General features: G+C 67.3%; 17 protein-coding genes. 13 read left to right on the top strand and 4 right to left on the bottom strand.

Annotated features, from left to right (window positions below; translation table 11 throughout):
- The first annotated feature begins 27 nt into the window (after window positions 1-27).
- The 9 genes from HFK18_RS01130 (at window position 28) to HFK18_RS01090 (ending at window position 9,603) form a co-directional block, all read left to right on the top strand.
- Window positions 28-747: a tetratricopeptide repeat protein gene (locus HFK18_RS01130; protein WP_180163802.1), complete on the top strand. Its 720-nt coding sequence runs from the start codon at window positions 28-30 to the stop codon at window positions 745-747.
- Window positions 748-757: 10 nt separating this feature from the next.
- Window positions 758-1,435, top strand: coding sequence for a Fe2+-dependent dioxygenase (locus HFK18_RS01125; RefSeq protein ID WP_180163801.1), 678 nt, complete (start codon window positions 758-760; stop codon window positions 1,433-1,435).
- A gap of 172 nt (window positions 1,436-1,607) precedes the next feature.
- The gene (locus HFK18_RS01120) at window positions 1,608-2,003 is read left to right on the top strand and encodes a hypothetical protein (protein ID WP_180163800.1); all 396 of its coding nucleotides are present in this window, start codon (window positions 1,608-1,610) and stop codon (window positions 2,001-2,003) included.
- 148 nt (window positions 2,004-2,151) lie between these two features.
- Window positions 2,152-4,572, top strand: coding sequence for a TonB-dependent receptor (locus HFK18_RS01115; RefSeq protein ID WP_180163799.1), 2,421 nt, complete (start codon window positions 2,152-2,154; stop codon window positions 4,570-4,572).
- Window positions 4,573-4,859: 287 nt separating this feature from the next.
- On the top strand, window positions 4,860-5,495 hold the full coding sequence (locus HFK18_RS01110) for a PepSY-associated TM helix domain-containing protein (protein ID WP_180163798.1): 636 nt from the start codon (window positions 4,860-4,862) through the stop codon (window positions 5,493-5,495).
- A 41-nt stretch (window positions 5,496-5,536) separates the two neighbouring features.
- A complete protein-coding gene (locus HFK18_RS01105; RefSeq protein ID WP_032975835.1) occupies window positions 5,537-6,055 on the top strand; it encodes a DUF2271 domain-containing protein in 519 nt (172 codons plus the stop codon).
- A 116-nt stretch (window positions 6,056-6,171) separates the two neighbouring features.
- Window positions 6,172-6,975: a DUF4198 domain-containing protein gene (locus tag HFK18_RS01100; protein WP_180163797.1), complete on the top strand. Its 804-nt coding sequence runs from the start codon at window positions 6,172-6,174 to the stop codon at window positions 6,973-6,975.
- A gap of 55 nt (window positions 6,976-7,030) precedes the next feature.
- On the top strand, window positions 7,031-8,002 hold the full coding sequence (locus HFK18_RS01095; protein WP_180164316.1) for an FAD:protein FMN transferase: 972 nt from the start codon (window positions 7,031-7,033) through the stop codon (window positions 8,000-8,002).
- Window positions 7,999-9,603 carry a sulfite reductase subunit alpha gene (locus tag HFK18_RS01090; RefSeq protein WP_180163796.1) on the top strand — a complete coding sequence of 535 codons (1,605 nt, stop codon included), beginning with the start codon at window positions 7,999-8,001 and terminating at the stop codon, window positions 9,601-9,603. The genes HFK18_RS01095 and HFK18_RS01090 overlap by 4 nt, the downstream gene beginning before the upstream one ends.
- Before the next feature lie 132 nt (window positions 9,604-9,735).
- Here HFK18_RS01090 and HFK18_RS01085 read toward each other — a convergent pair whose 3' ends face one another.
- The 4 genes from HFK18_RS01085 to HFK18_RS01070 all read right to left on the bottom strand — a co-directional run bounded on the left by HFK18_RS01085 (window position 9,736) and on the right by HFK18_RS01070 (window position 12,853).
- Window positions 9,736-10,344 (bottom strand): HutD family protein, encoded by a 609-nt coding sequence (locus tag HFK18_RS01085; RefSeq protein ID WP_180163795.1) that lies wholly within the window; start codon window positions 10,342-10,344, stop codon window positions 9,736-9,738.
- A 34-nt stretch (window positions 10,345-10,378) separates the two neighbouring features.
- The gene (locus HFK18_RS01080; protein ID WP_180163794.1) at window positions 10,379-11,104 is read right to left on the bottom strand and encodes a murein L,D-transpeptidase catalytic domain family protein; all 726 of its coding nucleotides are present in this window, start codon (window positions 11,102-11,104) and stop codon (window positions 10,379-10,381) included.
- Between the two features lie 17 nt (window positions 11,105-11,121).
- Window positions 11,122-12,189, bottom strand: a complete 1,068-nt coding sequence (locus HFK18_RS01075; protein ID WP_180163793.1) for a L,D-transpeptidase — start codon at window positions 12,187-12,189, stop codon at window positions 11,122-11,124.
- Between the two features lie 337 nt (window positions 12,190-12,526).
- Window positions 12,527-12,853: a helix-hairpin-helix domain-containing protein gene (locus HFK18_RS01070; RefSeq protein ID WP_286041725.1), complete on the bottom strand. Its 327-nt coding sequence runs from the start codon at window positions 12,851-12,853 to the stop codon at window positions 12,527-12,529.
- Window positions 12,854-13,051: 198 nt separating this feature from the next.
- Here HFK18_RS01070 and HFK18_RS01065 point away from each other — a divergent pair, with 198 nt between their 5' ends.
- From HFK18_RS01065 to murU, 4 genes are all read left to right on the top strand, one after another.
- Window positions 13,052-14,545: a M20 family metallopeptidase gene (locus tag HFK18_RS01065; protein ID WP_180163792.1), complete on the top strand. Its 1,494-nt coding sequence runs from the start codon at window positions 13,052-13,054 to the stop codon at window positions 14,543-14,545.
- 69 nt (window positions 14,546-14,614) lie between these two features.
- On the top strand, window positions 14,615-14,884 hold the full coding sequence (locus HFK18_RS01060; protein WP_089239335.1) for a GlsB/YeaQ/YmgE family stress response membrane protein: 270 nt from the start codon (window positions 14,615-14,617) through the stop codon (window positions 14,882-14,884).
- 64 nt (window positions 14,885-14,948) lie between these two features.
- On the top strand, window positions 14,949-15,974 hold the full coding sequence (locus HFK18_RS01055) for a phosphotransferase (RefSeq protein ID WP_100551745.1): 1,026 nt from the start codon (window positions 14,949-14,951) through the stop codon (window positions 15,972-15,974).
- 11 nt (window positions 15,975-15,985) lie between these two features.
- Entirely contained in the window at window positions 15,986-16,696 is a 711-nt protein-coding gene (gene murU / locus HFK18_RS01050; RefSeq protein ID WP_180163791.1) for an N-acetylmuramate alpha-1-phosphate uridylyltransferase MurU, read from the top strand.
- The last annotated feature ends 552 nt before the right edge of the window (window positions 16,697-17,248 follow it).

Raw genomic sequence — 17,248 nt, 5'->3', positions numbered from 1 at the left:
GTTTTTGTTTCCGGCGATACTCCGCGCATGGCTTCCAACACCCCGTTTGATTCCGACGTCCTGGCAGACCTGCTGCTGCACGACCCGCAGGCCGCCTTTGCGCGCGTGCGCGATGCGGCACAGGCCGGGCAGGTCGAGGCGCAGCTGCTGCTCGCGCAGATGCATATGGAAGGCAAAGGCACGCCGGAAGACGCCGCTGCAGCCCTGCTCTGGTACGAGACCGCGGCCAACAACGGCGCGCCGATGGCGATGAACATGCTCGGCCGCTGCCACGAGCTGGGCCAGGGCACCACCGCCAATCCTTCGCTTGCCGCGGTCTGGTACCGGCGCGCGGCCGACACCGGTCTGGACTGGGGCCTGTACAACCTGGCCAACCTGCTGGCCACCGGCCGTGGCGTGCCGCAGGACCGTGCACAGGCACTGGCGCTGTATACCCGCGCGGCGCATCTGGGCCACGCCAAGTCGATGAACCTGCTGGCCCGACACTTGGAAGATGGACTGGACACCGGACGCGATCCGCAGGCCGCGCTGGCCTGGTATCGGCGCGCGGCCGAGGCCGGTGATTTCCGCGGCCAGGCCAACTACGCCTCGATCCTGCTGCAGGCCGGTGAAATCGAACAGGCCGTGCATTGGCTGCGGCTGGCGCTGCAGCACGGCAGCCCCGCCTTCATGGCGCATATCGTGCCCGAGCTGGCCGCCTCCCCCCACCCGCAGGTGCGCGCCCTGGTCGCACCGTCCGCTTGCTGAGGACTTCCGCATGCTGCTGCATATCCCCGACATCCTTCCTGCCGAACAGGTCGCTGATATCCGCCGCAGGCTCGATGCGGCCGACTGGACCGACGGCCGCGAGACCGTCGGCCACCTCGGCGCGCAGGCCAAGCACAACCAGCAGCTGCCGGACGCCTCGCCGCTGCGCCGCGAACTGGGCGAAGCCATTCTGGTGGCACTGGCGCGACACCCGCTGTTCTTCAGCGCCGCGCTGCCGTTGAAGTACCTGCCACCGCGCTTCAACCGTTACAGCGGCGGCGGCACCTACGGCTTCCACGTCGATGGCGCGGTGATGAACCTGGCCAACGGCGAGCAGCTGCGCTCGGACATCTCCTGCACGCTGTTCCTGTCCGACCCGGACGAGTACGACGGCGGCGAACTGATCATCAGTGACACCTACGGCGAGCATGAAGTGAAACTGCCGGCCGGTGATCTGATCGTGTATCCCTCCAGCAGCCTGCACAAGGTCAACCCGGTCACCCGCGGTACGCGCGTGGCCTCGTTCTTCTGGGTGCAGAGCATGGTCCGCGACGATGTGCAGCGTCGCCTGCTGTGGGAGATGGACACCTCCATCGAGCGCCTGCGGCAGACCGATGGCGATGCCGACGCGGTGCTGCAGCTGACCGGCGTGTACCACAACCTGCTGCGACGCTGGAGCGAGGTCTGAGCCGATCAGGCCACCCCTGCGACAACTTGGCAATCATTCTCATTTGCAACGGCTAACGGGTCTCATTACAATCACGCCCCGTTGACGCCGGATGTTCCGGCCAGCCAGGGATTTCCGCTTGCGCCGCCCGTTCCGCCCCCGCCCGCTTCGGCTTGTACAGCTCGGCACCGCCATGCGCGGCCGTCGGCCTGCGCTGGCCAGCCTGCTGGCGTGGGTGGCGATGTTGACGCTGTTGCTGGGCACCCTGCCGCTGCTGCCGGTGGCCCATGCGGCTGCAACCCAGGCGCTGCAGCAACCGCTGGAAGAGCGCGGCGGCGAAGGCCCCCTGCAGGAAGAAGCGCCAGCCAAACTGCGGCGCTGCGCATCGGCACCAGCCAAGTCCACTGACAAACCGGCGCCGCCACTGCTGCTGGCCAGCCACTGGCTGCGTACCGAACTTGATCTGGTTCCCTCCGCGTCGGCTCCGTCCGGCGCGCGTTCGCACTGGCCGTTGGCCGCACCAGACATGCCCTGGACCGATGCGCCCGGGCGTCGCCAGCAACGCGGCCAGGCGCCGCCGCTCGCCTGATCCACGGCACGCTGTGACCGCCTGAGCGGTTGCACCGGCTCGCCGCTGCCTGCTTCACCTCTGCCGCCCCTGACCGGGCCATCCCTGCCCTGCCGCGCGCGCTCCGCGCCCGGCATCGCGCTGTCCTGCATCCTTCGAGGTATCTGCCATGGCCCAGCGCCATCGTGTCCGTTCGTCCCTGTCCCGCCACCTGTTGACCAGCGCCGTGCTGGCCGCCGTCGCAGCTCCTGCCTACGCCAGTGGTGCCGCCAGCGGCGCGCCGCAGACGCTGGACAAGGTGGTGGTGACCGCCTCCGGCTTCGAGCAGAAGGTGGTCGATGCACCGGCCAGCATCAGCGTGGTCAGCCGCGAAGAGCTGAGCAAGCGCCCCTACACCAGCCTGGTCGACGCCCTGCGCGACGTCGAGGGCATCGACGTCGGCCTGGAAGCCACCGACAAGAACGGCCGCGCCACCATCTCCATGCGCGGCCTGCCGTCCGAATACACCCTGGTGCTGATCGACGGCCGTCGCCAGAGCAACGCTGGCCAGCTGTATCCGAACAACTTCGGCGGTGGCCAGTTCGCCTACCTGCCGCCGCTGGATGCGATCGAGCGCATCGAAGTGGTGCGTGGCCCGATGTCCACGCTGTACGGCTCGGATGCAATGGGCGGCGTCATCAACATCATCACCCGCCGCAACCAGGAAAGCTGGCACGGCGCGGTCACCCAGGGCTTCACCGTGCAGCAGGACGATCAGTTCGGTGATGCGCGCAGCACCGACCTGTACCTGAGCGGCCCGCTGGTGAAGGATCGCCTGGGTCTGGCCGTGCGCGGCAGCTACTACGACGCCAAGGCATCCAATCCCGAGTGGGATGCACTGACCCTGCCCGACGGCACGCTGTGGGAACGCAGCATCGGATTCGGTGGCGGCGGCAAATCGGTGGCCAACACCAACTGGAACACCGGCGTGCGCCTGAACTTCCACGTCAACGACGACCACGAGCTGTGGCTGGACTACGATGTCTCACGCCAGAAGTACGACAATAGCGAGGGCCAGACCGGCACGCTGGACAGCCTGGCCAGCCTGTGGCGCGTGGGCAACGCAGTGGTCCCGAACCCGAATGGCAACGGCACCGTCACCCGCCGCGTGGTGCAGCCGCGCGTGGGCTACACCGCCTACCAGCGCTATGAGCGCGACCAGCTGTCGCTGACCCATCAGGGCCGCTACAGCTTCGGCACCTGGCAGACCTCGCTGACCCACAGCAAGAGCAACAACCTCGGCCGCTCGCTGCCGTTGACCCTGGACGAGCGCGCCGGCCTGCAGACCCTGTGGAACGACGTCTGCCGCCGCACCGGTGCCGCCAACAACTGTGCCGCCGGCCGCAACAACGCGCTGGCTGCACTCAACACCAGCGAACAGGCACGCCTGCAGGCCTTCCTGCCACGTCCGCTGCGCACCATGGAACTGGAAGGCTACGTGCTGGACACGATGCTCGACCTGGACTTCGGCGCGCACAAGCTCACCGTCGGCGGCCAGTACAACGACACCGACATGGTCGACGGCGTGTTCGGCATGGACGGTGCCGGCTACCGCAGCAACACCAAGCAGAAGCACCGCATGTGGGCGTTGTTCGCCGAGGACAACTGGTCGCTGACCGACACCCTGACCGCCACCTTCGGCCTGCGCTACGACGACCACAACATCTTCGGCAGCCACCTCAGCCCACGCGGCTACCTGGTCTGGAATGCCACCGATGCGTGGACCTTCAAGGGTGGCGTCAGCACCGGCTACAAGACCCCGCGTCCGGACCAGCTGTTCCCCGGCATCACCGGCTTCGGTGGCCAAGGCGTGCTGCCGCTGGTGGGTTCGCCGAACCTGAAGCCGGAAACCAGCACCAACTACGAGCTGGCTGCGTACTACGAGGGCCAGCGCTGGGGCTTCAACGTCACCGGTTTCATCAACAAGTTCGAAGACAAGATCGCCAGCGGCGGCACGTTCCCCAACTGCGAGGTGGCACCTGCAGGCAGCGGCTACTGCGTGGACATCGGCCCGGGCTGGGCCTCGCTGGGCTACAGCACGTTCACCCAGAGCGTGAACATCGACAAGGCCGAAACGCGCGGTGCGGAACTGGCCGGCCACGTCGACCTGCTGGACAACCTGCAGCTGCGCGGCAACTACACCTGGACCAAGAGCGAGCAGACTGCCGGTTCCGGCAAAGGCCTGCCGATCACCGGCACCATGCCGGCCAAGCACATGGCCAACGCCAGCCTCAACTGGCAGCTCAACGATGCGATCAGCCTGTCGTTGATCGGCGAAGGCCGCTACGACCGCTACCGCGACACGATCCTCGATGCCGCCGGTGCCAGCCACACCCGCTACTACGAGGACTACACGATCTTCCACCTCGGTGGCAGCTGGAAGGCGACGCAGTGGCTGACGGTCAACGCGCGGGTCAACAACCTGTTCGACAAGAACTTCGTCTCGCAGTCGTGCCTGCTGACCAGCCCCAGCGAATACAACTGCGTGGACGACTACGCCACCAAGGACCAGCGCCGCAGCTACTGGATCTCGCTCAACGCGAAGTTCTGAGGCCGCGACCGGTAGTGCCGGCCGCTGGCCGGCATCGCCCTGCCCTGGTAGATGCCGACCTTGGTCGGCACCGCCCGGCCTTGGTGGGTGCCTACCTTGGTCGGCACCGTTCCATCCACGCATGGCGTGGATCTACTGCCCATACCGACCTTGGTCGGCGTTTCATCCACGCATGGCGTGGATCTGCCGGTCCGCACTACCCCTTCAGAGATACACAACGACATCTAATTGCGAGCAATTCTCATCAATGATGTAATGGCCAGTATTCATCCGTCCCGAACCGTGCCGTGAGCCGTCCCGCATCGTCCACCGTGCAGCAGCAGAGCCGCGGCTTCTGGCTGCGTACCCTGCACCAGTGGCACTGGATCAGCTCGGCGGTCTGCCTGATCGGCATGCTGCTGTTCGCGGTGACCGGGCTCACGCTGAATCATGCGGCGAAGATCGAGGCCAAGCCACAGGTGCAGAACCAGCATCTGGAACTGCCGGCCGACGTGCGCGGCCAGCTCGGCACACGCGAGGACGGCAACGCGCCGATCCCGCGCCCGGCCCGGCAATGGCTGGACGAGCAGCTGGGCATTTCCATCGGCGGCCGCCCCGCCGAATGGTCAGCCGAGGAAATCTACCTGTCGCTGCCACGCCCCGGCGGCGACGCCTGGCTGAGCATCGACCGCGAAACCGGCGCAGTCGAGTACGAATCGACCTCGCGCGGCGCGGTGTCCTACCTCAACGACCTGCACAAGGGCCGCAATGCCGGCCCCGCGTGGGGCTGGTTCCTGGACGTGTTCGCCGTGGCCTGCCTGGTGTTCTGCATCACCGGTCTGTTCCTGCTGCACCTGCATGCGCGGCAGCGACGCATGACCTGGCCGCTGGTCGGCCTGGGCCTGATGATTCCGCTGCTGATCGCCCTGCTGCTGATCCATTGAACTTCCACCGTGATTTCCATCCGTTTCTCCGGAGCCGCCCCATGCGCGTCACCCTGACCATCGCCCTCAGCGGCCTGCTGGCCACCTCGCCGGCCTACGCCACCACCCTCGACATCAACGTCGAAGTGCCCAAGCTCAACGTGGCCGAGTACCACCGCCCGTATGTGGCGGTGTGGCTGGAAGGCGCCGACCAGAAGGTCGCCGCCAACCTGTCGGTCTGGTACCAGCAGACCAGCAACAGCGAAGGTCATGGCACCAAGTGGCTGCCCGACCTGCGCCAGTGGTGGCGCAAGAGCGGCCGCACCCTGCAGGTGCCGGTGGATGGCGTGACCGGCCCGACCCGCCCCGCCGGCAAGCACGCGCTGTCGTTCAACGACAAGCAGCCGGCGCTGAAACAGCTGGCCCCGGGCAACTACACCCTGGTGGTGGAAGCGGTGCGCGAAGTCGGCGGCCGCGAACTGCTGAAGATCCCCTTCACCTGGCCGGCCACCGCCGCACAGAACGGCCGCGCGCAGGGCGCCACCGAACTGGGCCAGGTCACCCTCGCCGTCAAGCCTTGATCAAGCGGGGTCGGATCCCTTCCGCAGGAAGGGCTCTGACCCCATCGCCATATCCTCGGGGTCAGAGCCCTTTCCTTTGGAAAGGGATCCGACCCCTTCCAACTGGAGTCTTCCGCATGAAGCGCACGCTCGTCCTCGCCGCCGCTCTGGCCGCTGCCCTTCCCTTCTCTGCCCTGGCCCACAAGGCCTGGCTGCTGCCCTCGCAGACCGTGATCGCCGGCAACGCGCCGTGGATCACCGTCGACGGTGCGGTCTCCAATGACCTGTTCTATTTCAACCACGTGCCGCTGCGCCTGGAATCGGTGGTGATCACCGCCCCGGACGGCAGCACCGTGCAGGCGCAGAACGCGGCCACCGGCAAGTACCGCAGCGTGTTCGACGTCGAGTTGAAGCAGCAGGGCACCTACCGCATCGCCTCGGTCAACGACGGCCTGTCGGCCACCTATGAACTGAATGGCGAGCGCAAGCGCTGGCGCGGCACCGCCGCCACCTTCGGCGAACTGCCCAAGGACGCGAAGAAGCTGGAAGTGAGCCAGTCGGTCGGCCGCGTGGAGACCTTCGTCACCAACGGCGCGCCGAACGACACCGCGCTGAAGCCGACCAACCGCGGCATCGAACTGGTGGCCGTCGGCCACCCGAACGACCTGTTTGCCGGCGAGGAAGCCACCTTCCGCGTACTGGTCGACGGCAAGCCGACCGCTGGCCTGGAGTTCGAGATCGTGCGCGGTGGCACCCGCTACCGCAATGCGCAGGACGAGCAGAAACTGACCAGCGACGCCCAGGGCGAAATCAAGGTGACCTGGCCGGAAGCCGGCATGTACTGGCTGGAAACCGGCACCGAGGACAAGAAGACGTCGGTCAAGCAAGCCGCCAAGCGTCGCCTCAGCTACGTCGCCACGCTGGAAGTACTGCCGCAGTAAACGCATCGCTGCGACACCCGGCGCGCCCGGGTATCGCAGCCTGCCACGCATGCCGATGACCTCTACCGCACTCGACATCGCCCGGCTGGGCGGCACCACCATGGGCACCACCTGGAGCGTGTCGCTGGTGGCACCGCGTCAGCGCGACCTGCATCCGCTGCATGCGGGCATCCAGGCCCGCCTGGATGAAGTGGTCGCGCAGATGAGCACGTGGGAAGCGGGCTCTGACCTGAGCCGCTACAACCGCGCCGACGCGGGTCGCTACTGCGTACTGCCCGCCGAAACGCGCCATGTACTGGCCTGCGCGCAGGCCATCGCCGCCGCCAGCGGTGGTGCCTTCGACCCGACCATCGGCCCACTGGTGGCGCTGTGGGGCTTCGGTGCGCATGCCGGCGCACGGCGTGCCCCCGATGCCACCACGTTGCAGGCAGCCCGTGCACGCTGCGGCTGGCAACACCTGCACTGGCAGGACGATGCGCTGCTGCAACCCGGCGGCCTGGAACTGGATCTCTCGGCGATCGCCAAGGGCTTCGGTGTCGACCACGTCGCCGCCTGGCTGCGCAGCCAAGGTGTCGATGCCGCACTGATTGAAGTCGGTGGCGAGCTGGCGGGCTACGGCCGCAAGCCCGACGGCCAGCCGTGGCGCGTGCTGGTGGAGTCGGCGCCGGAAGAAGATGCCCACACCGATACGCCACCACGTGTCCTCGCGCTGGAAGGGAAGGCAGTGGCGACCTCCGGCGATCGCTGGCACCAGTATCAGGACGATGGCGTTGCCTACAGTCACAGCCTCGACCCACGCAGCGGCACGCCGGTGCGACAGGTCGCAGCCGCGGTCACCGTGGTCGCCGACGACGCGATGCACGCTGACGCCTGGGCCACCGCACTGACCGTGCTCGGTCGCGACGCGGGCATCGCGCTGGCAGAGCGCGAAGGGCTGGCCGCGCGCTACCTCGAACGCGCCGCCGATGGCCCACGCGAAACCCTCAGCAGCGCCTTCCAGCGGCTGCTGGATGAGCAGGCCGCATGAGCACTCGTTTCTCGCGCGCAACCCTTGGCAACGTCGCAGTGCTGGTCCTGCTGGCAGTGATCGGCTTCGCCCTGCTGCGCCTGCACCTTGGCGAAGCGTGGTGGCAGGGTGCGCCGCCGTCGCGGCAGTGGGGTATCGCACTGGCCGCCACCGCGCTGTATTCACTGGCGTGCACCGTGGTGTGGTGGCGCAGCCGTCCACGCGATGACACGACCGAAGGCGGCGACCAACCGATGCTGCTGGTCTGGTCCAGCCAGACCGGCTTTGCCCGCGAACTGGCCGAGCGCAGTGCGCAGGCCCTGCGCTCGGCCGGCGTGCCGGTGCGCCTGCGCGGTCTGCACGAAGTGGATGCGCCCCTGCTGGCGGGCAGCGCGCGTGCACTGTTCATCGTCAGCACCACCGGCGAAGGCGATGCACCCGACCACGCCCTGCCCTTCCTGCGCCAGGTGATGACAACGCCGCCGCCCCTGGGCCACCTGCAGTACGGCGTACTCGCGCTGGGTGATCGCAGCTACGGGCATTTCTGCGCGTTCGGCCACCAACTGCACGACTGGCTGCGTCAGCATGGCGCGCATCCGCTGTTCGATGCCATTGAAGTCGACAACGCCGACCCGGCCGCCCTGCGCCACTGGCAGCAGCTGCTCGGCCAGCTCGGCGGCGACGCCAGCGAACTGCCCGATTGGACACCGGCCCAGTACCAGCCGTGGACGCTGCTGCAGCGCAGCCACCTCAACCCCGGCAGCGTCGGTGGCCCCGTCTACCGGCTGCGCCTGCAGCCACCGACCGACAGCAGCGCGCACTGGCAGGCGGGCGACATCGCCGAGGTCGGACCCCAGCACGCCGAACAGAGCAGGCGCGACTGGCTGCAGGCGCAGGGCTTCGATGCCAACACTGTGTTGGACGACGGGAATACGCTGCTCGCCCGCGTTGCACGCTCGCATCTGCCCTCCTTGGTTGCTGCGGGCGATCTGCCTGGCTTGTTGGCGGCACTGCAGCCACTGCCGCATCGCGAATATTCCATCGCCTCAGTGATGGACGACGGTGCGGTGGAGCTTCTGCTGCGCCGTCAGCTGCGTGCCGATGGCACACCGGGCGTTGGCAGTGGCTGGCTGTGCGACCACGCCGTCGTCGGCGAGCCGGTGCAGATGCGCCTGCGCCGCAACGAGAATTTCCACGGCGTCGCCATCGATGTTCCGCTGCTGCTGATCGGCAACGGCACCGGTATCGCCGGCCTGCGTGCACACCTGCACGAGCGCGCACGTGTTGGCGGCGGTCGCACCTGGTTGTTGTTCGGCGAACGCTCGGCCGCGCATGATTTCCACTTCGGCGATGAGCTGCAGGCGATGCTCGCCAACGGCACGCTGACCCGCCTGGATACGGTATTCAGCCGTGATGGCGGCGCACACCGCTACGTACAGGATCGCCTGCTGGCCGAAGCGGCCACGCTGCGGCAGTGGATCGATGAAGGCGCAACGATCCTGGTCTGCGGCAGCCTGCAGGGCATGGCCCCGGCAGTGGATGCGGTGATCGAGCAGGTGCTCGGTGCCGACGGCAAGGAAGCGCTGCTGCTGGCCGGTCGTTACCGGCGCGATGTGTATTGAGCGAACCATCGGGGTCGGATCCCTTTCCGCAGGAAAGGGCTCTGACCCCAACCGCAGCCGAGCATGGGCTCGGCTCTACACAACCGCATCCACGCCATGCGTGGATGATTGCCTCCGGGCGCCGACGCTGGCTCAGCCGCCCGCGGCGCTCACCCGTATCGCCAGCAACTCCCCGCCGCCCTGCAGCGCATGCCGCTGACGTTCACCGGCCGCCAACCACGCGGTATCGCCGCCCTGCATCGCAGGCAATCCACTGTCCGCACCAAACGTGGCCTGCCCACCCAACAGGTGCAGGGCCCACGCCACACCCGGCTCGCAGAAGAAGAACATCGGCCCGACCAGCGGCCGGTGCAGCAGCTCGGCCTGCAGCAGCTCGCGCTTCCACATCAGGTTGAAATCGTGGGTGGTGCCGTCGACCAGCTCGCCGTGCAACGCGGCTTCGCCGGCAAAACGCACGCGCCCATGCGGTGGCAGCACCTCGGCGACGCGGCCGTCCTCGAAACGCAGGCGCACGCCATTGCCCTGCAACAACACCAGTTCGCGCTCGACACCGGGGAACGCGGAAAACGCGGCGTCCTGTTCGATTTCGGCCACTGACAGGCGCAATGCCCAGTCATCGCCCTGCGCTGGCAACCGCAGGATCTCGCGGGTCCAGCCGAGGCCGTTGCGCCAGCGTTCGCGGCGGTAATCCAGGCTGGAAATCACCTGGCTCGGGGTCTGCAGCAGGGAGTCGATGTTCATGCGCGCATTGCATCATGCCGCGCGCCACAGCGCATCACCGCGTTGCAAGACCCGCGGACGTACCGCAATCGCCACCCAGCAGCTGCGAGTGCTTGAGCCAATCCTGGTCGGGGTAATACGCGAACACCATCGTGCCGCCACGCAGCGCGTCGATCAGCGGCCTGGCCACCGACAACCGCACCGCTGGGCAGCCGAGGCTGCGCCCCAACCGCCCCTGCAACTGCGCGGTGGAGGGATTCACATACGGCGCACCGTGGATGACGATGGCGCGCTCGCGTGCACGGTCATTGAAACCCGGCTCCAACCCCGCCAGGCGCAGCGAATAGCCGTTGCCGCCCATGTAGGTTTCCTGCGCGGTGAACGCGCCGAGGCTGGACATGAAGCTGCCATCGCGGTTGGAAAAATGCTCGGTGCGGTTCTCGCCGCTGTTGCGGCCGTGCGCCACCCATTCCTCGAACAACAGCCGCTGGCGGGCCAGGTCGAACACCCACATCCGCGGCTCGGTGGATGGCCGCGAGTAATCGATCACGCTCAGGCGTTCGCCGCTGACACCCAGTTCCGGCCGCTGCAGGGCGCAGCGCATGGCGTGGGCGGCCAACTGCAGCACCCGGCGGTCAGCCTTGGGCGCGCTGCGGGCCAGCTGCGCAGCGAGATCATCGGCGCTGATCGCGGCAACAGGCGTCTGTGCCCCGGCCGGGGCGCTGGCAGTGGTCGCCAGCAGGCCAAGGGCGGCCAGCCGGCACAGGCGGAAAGCAGACATGGGCACGTAGGGAGGGCTCAGGATCCCTTGAGGGTGGACGCTGGCGGCTCCGATTCCAAGACCGGCTGCATTCCCGATTCAGCCGCGCTTGGGCGCACCGCCGGCAGCGAGGTCACCAGCAGGGTCGTGCCCGGCACCAGCACCTGGTACAGCTGGCGGGCGAAATCGGCCGGCAGTGCCATCGGCAACGACGGCGTGGCCAGCAGGTCCGGCGTGGCCTGGGCGCGGTCCTGGCCCAGCAGCGGATAGGCCGTCCACTGGTGCAGGCGCTGCTGCGCATCAAGCGGGCTGGGGGTATCGCTGTAGCCCTGGCCCATCACGAACAGGGTGGTGCCCTGGAACGCCGGCAGCGCGTCGGCCTTCAATGGCGACTCGCCGATCATCACGCCATCGCGCAGCACGTACAGGCGCTGGTCGTGCAGGCTGACCAGGATGCCGACCTGCCCGCTGGGGGCGGCCGCATCATCCCACCACGCCTTGTCCGGGGCGCCAGCCTCGCCTTCCGGCAGGGCCTGTCCGCGTGCATTCACCGGCGCCAGCACCGCCGGATAGGCCAGCGTCATCGGCGCGCTCTTGGCATCGGCCACGACCACCGTATCGCCGCGCTTGGTTTCGCTGAACAGCTTCTGGGCGAAGGCCTGCGGCAGGCGCACGCAGCCATGCGAGGCCGGGTGCCCGGGCAGGCTGCCGCCGTGCAGCGCGATGCCGTCCCAGGTCAGCCGCTGCATGTACGGCATGGGTGCGCTGTTGTAGAGGTTGGAATGGTGGTCCTTGTCCTTCTGCAGGATGGTGAACACACCGGTCGGCGTCTCATGGCCGGTCTTGCCCGAGCTGATCGTGGTCAGGCCGATGGCGATGCCGTTGCGGTACACGTAGGCGCGTTGCTCATCCAGGCTCACCACCAGCACGATCGGGCCAGCCGGCGAAACTTCCGGATGCCACAGGTACTCGCCGGGCTTGAGGTCGGTCGGCCCGCGCACTTCGGAAGTCGTCGCCGCGACCGGCTTGGAGGGTGCGGCCGCGTGCGCGGCGCAGGGCAGTGCCAGCGCGGCGGCGAGCATCAGGGTCAAACGGTGCAGGTGCATCCAGCCGATTCCATTCCATGCGAAGGCCTCACCGTACACCATGCGCGCGTGGTGGCTGCGCCAAAAGAAATTGCCCGGCGACACAGCCATGTGTCGTACCGGGCAATCGTCACGTCCCTGTCGGCCTGCTGCCACCCCCTCGCATCCTGCGAAGCGGGGGCGGCGTTGCATCCTGCACGCGGCCGCGTCTGTCCTGTTTGTATCTCAGCCCCTTCCACAGGTCTGTGATGCCACCATCCTGGTGATTGGTGCCGCATCCCTGCGACGGTCGGTGGTTACGGGCATCCTGTCCGTAGCCAATGGACCTGCATCCTGCCGGTCCCGACGTTTCCTGTTGTCAGCGCCTGGGTACGGTTCGCACCGGTACCGATCCGGGTACCGGATCCGCAGGCAACTTCGTGTTGCCAACGGTGATCCGCCGTCGATTCCGTTCGACGATCGATGTCCCTATCCCCTTCACCTGCGTCAGGTCCTCGACGCGGTGAAACGGGCCGTGTCTGCGCCGGTGCTCAACGATTGCCGCGGCCTTGGTGGCCCCGACCATCGTCAATCCCTGCTGCAGCGCCTGGGCATCGGCCCGGTTGATGTCGATCGGCTCGGCAGCTTGCGCCGCCGCGATCCACATTCCCAGTACCAGCGCCCTAAACACGACAAACCAAGGCACGACGTGTATCTCCTTGTGGTTCTGACCGTCCCGACCGGCAATCCCGTCGGTCGAAACAGTGTCCGTCACCACATGCACACAGCGTATCGGGTTCACGGATTTCTAAAAGCCAGCCAAATACCCGACGTGATGTAGGGAAAACCCTACCCTTGGCCGAGGCGTAGAATGGGCGGATCAGCCATGCAACCGGAGTTTCAGATGGACAGCGCCAAGCTCGGCCAATTCGTCAATGACAAGTGGGACAGCGAAATCGTCCCGCAGTTGGTCGACTACATCCGCATTCCCAACAAGTCGCCGATGTTCGACGCCAACTGGGTGCAGAACGGCTACATGGAGCAGGCGGTCACCCTGATGGAAACCTGGGCCAAGGCGCAGGAACTGCCCGGTCTGAAGGTCGAAGTGGTCCGTCTGGAAGGCCGTACCCCGCTGATTCTGCTGGAAATTCCGGCTACCGGCACCGAAACCGGCGACGACACCATCCTGCTCTACGGCCACCTGGACAAGCAGCCGGAGATGACCGGCTGGGACGACGACCTCGGCCCGTGGACCCCGGTCCTGCGCGGCGACAAGCTGTATGGCCGTGGCGGCGCCGATGACGGTTACGCCATCTTCGGCTCGCTGGCCGCGGTGCTGGCGCTGCAGGCCCAGGGCCTGCCGCACGCCCGCTGCGTGGTGCTGATCGAAGCCTGTGAAGAGTCGGGCAGCTACGACCTGCCGGCCTACGTCGACCACCTGGCTGACCGCATCGGCAAGCCGTCGCTGGTGGTCTGCCTGGATTCGGGTTGCGCCAACTACGACCAGCTGTGGTGCACCACCTCGCTGCGCGGCCTGACCGGCGGCAACTTCTCGGTGAAGGTGCTCAACGAAGGCGTGCACTCCGGTGATGCCTCCGGCGTGGTGCCGTCCAGCTTCCGCCTGCTGCGCCAGCTGCTGTCGCGCATCGAGGACCAGGACACCGGCCGCATCCTGATCGAGGGCATGAACGTGGAGATCCCGGCTGAGCGCCTGGAACAGGCCAAGCGCGCCGCCGACGTGGTCGATACCGCGATCTTCGAGAAATTCCCGCTGGTCGATGGTCTCAAGCCGATGAACGACGACCTGACCGAGCTGGTGCTCAACCGTACCTGGCGCCCTGCCCTGTCGGTGACCGGCATCGGCGGCATGCCGCCGCTGGAATCGGCCGGCAACGTGCTGCGCCCGCATACCGCGGTGAAGCTGTCGCTGCGCCTGCCGCCGACCGCCGATGGCAAGACCTGCGGCGAACTGCTGAAGGAAGCACTGCTGCGTGACCCGCCGAACGGCGCGCAGGTCACCCTGGACCTGGAAAAGGCCTCCACCGGCTGGAATGCGCCGGCGATGGCACCGTGGCTGACCAAGGCCATCGACGATGCCAGCCAGACCTTCTTCGGCAAGCCGGCGATGTACATGGGCGAAGGCGGCTCGATCCCGTTCATGGGCATGCTGGGCGAGAAGTTCCCGGGCGCCCAGTTCATGATCACCGGCGTGCTCGGCCCGCACTCCAATGCCCACGGCCCGAACGAGTTCCTGCACATTCCGATGGGCAAGAAGGTCACCTCGTGCGTGTCCAAGGTGATCAGCGAGCACTACGCGGCCAGCCTGCGTGGCGAGACCAGCGGTTCGCCGGTGGCCGCCGACAGCGGCACCCGCCACGGCGACCACGGCTGCTGCTGATCCAGCACGCAGTGACGGACGCAGCCCGGCCTTGCTAGGCTGCGTCCATCCTTCGAGGGCACTGATTGCATGAACGGTCTGTTTGGCAGCACCAGCTGGCTCTACATCATCCTGGTCGGCTTCTTCGTCGGCCTGCTGGGACGCTTCTTCATGCCCGGCAACAACCGCATGGGCTGCCTGCTGACCATCGTGCTGGGCATCATCGGCGCGCTGCTGGCCGGCTGGTTCGGCCAGTACATGGGCTGGTACGCGCCCGGTGAACCGGCCGGCTTCCTCGGCGCGGTCGTGGGCGCGGTCGTCGTGCTGGCGATCCTGCGCCTGTTCAGCGGCCGCCGCTGAGCCGCCACCTCCTTTTTCATTCTGCCCCGACGTTGGCGCGCCCGGCGCGCCCGGATATGCCTGCATGACCGAACCCGCCTCTGATCCCCAGCGCAGCGCACAGCGCCTGCAGTGGGCCCGTACCCAGCTCGACGACGGCAACGCCGTGGTCGAACGCGCCTCGGTCGACGCCGGCATGCGCAGCTACTGGCGCACCACCAGCCAGCGTGGCAGCCACATCGTGATGGACGCCCCGCCGGGGCTGGAAGACCCCACGCCGTGGCTGCGCATGCGCGGCCTGCTGCACGATCACGGCCTGCGCGTGCCCGCGCTGCTTGCCCAGGACCTCGACGCCGGCTTCCTGCTGCTGGAAGACCTGGGCGGCCCGACGCTGGCGAAGATCCTCGACGAACGCAATGCCGACGCGTGGTTCAGCCGCTCCATCGAACAGCTGCTGCGCCTGCAGGCCATCCCGGTGCCGGCCGATTTCGGCCAGTTCGGCGAAGCGCTGCTGCAGCGTGATGCGGGCCTGTTCGATGAGTGGTTCCTGCAGCGCCATCTTGGCCTTGAACTGGACTGCGGCGAGATCGAAGGCCTGCAGCTGGTCCACCGCCGGCTGATGGACAACGCGCTGGGCCAGGCCCAGCTGATGACCCACCGCGACTACATGCCGCGCAACCTGATGCCGGTGGACGGCGGCCCGGCCGTGCTGGATTTCCAGGACCTGGTGCGTGGCCCGATCGCCTACGACGCAGTGAGTCTGTTCAAGGACGCCTTCCTGAGCTGGCCGCTGCAGCGCGTGGACGAATGGCTGTCGCAGTATCACCAGCGCGCGCGCGATGCCGGCCTGCCGGTACCCGACCGTGCCACCTTCCTGCGCGATGCCGACTGGATGGGCATCCAGCGCCACGTGAAGATCCTCGGCCTGTTCTGCCGCCTGCGCTACCGCGACAACAAGGGTCACTACCTGGACGACGCGCCGCGCTTCATCGCCTACCTGGATGAAGTGCTGCCACGCTACCGCGAACTGGCACCGTTGCAGCAGTTGCTGGAAATGCGGATCAAGCCGGCACTGGCCGAGCTGGCCGCGCCGATGCGCGTGCTGCGCTGAAGGTCGCGTCGATGAAGGCACTGATTTTCGCCGCCGGCCTGGGCGAGCGCATGCGTCCATTGACCCTGCACACGCCCAAGCCGCTGCTGGCAGTGGCCGGCAAACCACTGATCGTGTGGCACCTGGAGCGATTGGCTGCATTCGGCGTCCGCGACGTGGTGATCAACACCGCATGGCTCGCCGAGCAGTTTCCGGCGACATTGGGCGATGGCCGCCAATGGGGCCTGCAGCTGCATTTCATGCACGAAGGCGATACCCCGCTGGAAACCGGTGGCGGCATCCTCAATGCATTGCCGGCGCTGGGGGACGATCCGTTCCTGGTGGTGAACGGCGATATCTGGACCGATTTCGATTTCGCCACGCTGCCGCGTGAACCGGCCGGCGAAGCGCATCTGGTGCTGGTCGACAACCCCGAGCAGCACCCCGCCGGTGACTACCGGCTGGACGCGCACGGCGTGCTGCACCACGACCGCGAAGGTCCGTGCCTGACCTATGCGGGCATCGGCGTCTATCGTCCGTCGATCGTGGCCGATTGGCGCGCGGTGATCGGCGAGGCAGCGGGCAGCGAGCGCGTGCCACCGAAGTTCTCGGTGGTGCCGTTGCAGAAGCATTTCATGGCGCAGGGGCGGATCAGCGGTCAGCATCATCGCGGTCGCTGGACGGATGTCGGTACTGTTGATCGCCTGCGTGCGCTGGACGTTGAGTTGGCGGCGAACGGCTGAGCCCCTCGTGGTTGGACGTCTTCAGAGCAGAAGCCTTGCTTGGCCGGGCGGGATGGCCTGCGCAGGGGACGCTGCAAGTACGTCCATGTAAGCTCGGTCGCCGCATCCATGCGGCTCACGCCCCTGCGCAACCCATCCCGCCCGGCCTCTGACAGTTTCCGTGTGCGTCCAGCCACGGAAGAAAGAAAGAAAAGCAGAAGCGGGTCGCTTCGCTCACAAAGCGAAAAACGCATCCACGCATGGCGTGGATCTACTTGTCGACCAAGGTCGACACCTACCCACAGCCGCGGCCAACTGTCGAAGGCGGGGTGGCTCAGGTTGCGGGGGCGTGAGCGCTATGGGCCCGAGGCATGCCTCGGGCGGGTTGGGCAGGACGCCCAACCCCGGTCTTGCCGTGTGCGCAGGACAGCGCACACGAGCAAGGCGCGACCGAGGCTACATGGACGTACTTGCGCCGTCCCCCGCAACCTGAGCCACCCCGCCATCCCACGGATAGCCCGCTTTTGACGTTGACGTTGACGTTGCCCTGGCTTCGGCGGGTGCAGGGCGCAG

It is taken from the genome of Stenotrophomonas sp. SbOxS2 (assembly GCF_013416715.1).
Classification (GTDB): Bacteria; Pseudomonadota; Gammaproteobacteria; order Xanthomonadales; family Xanthomonadaceae; genus Stenotrophomonas; species Stenotrophomonas lactitubi.
The sequence above is the reverse complement of the archived record's forward strand: the minus strand, read 5'-3'. Positions and strand labels throughout refer to the sequence as shown.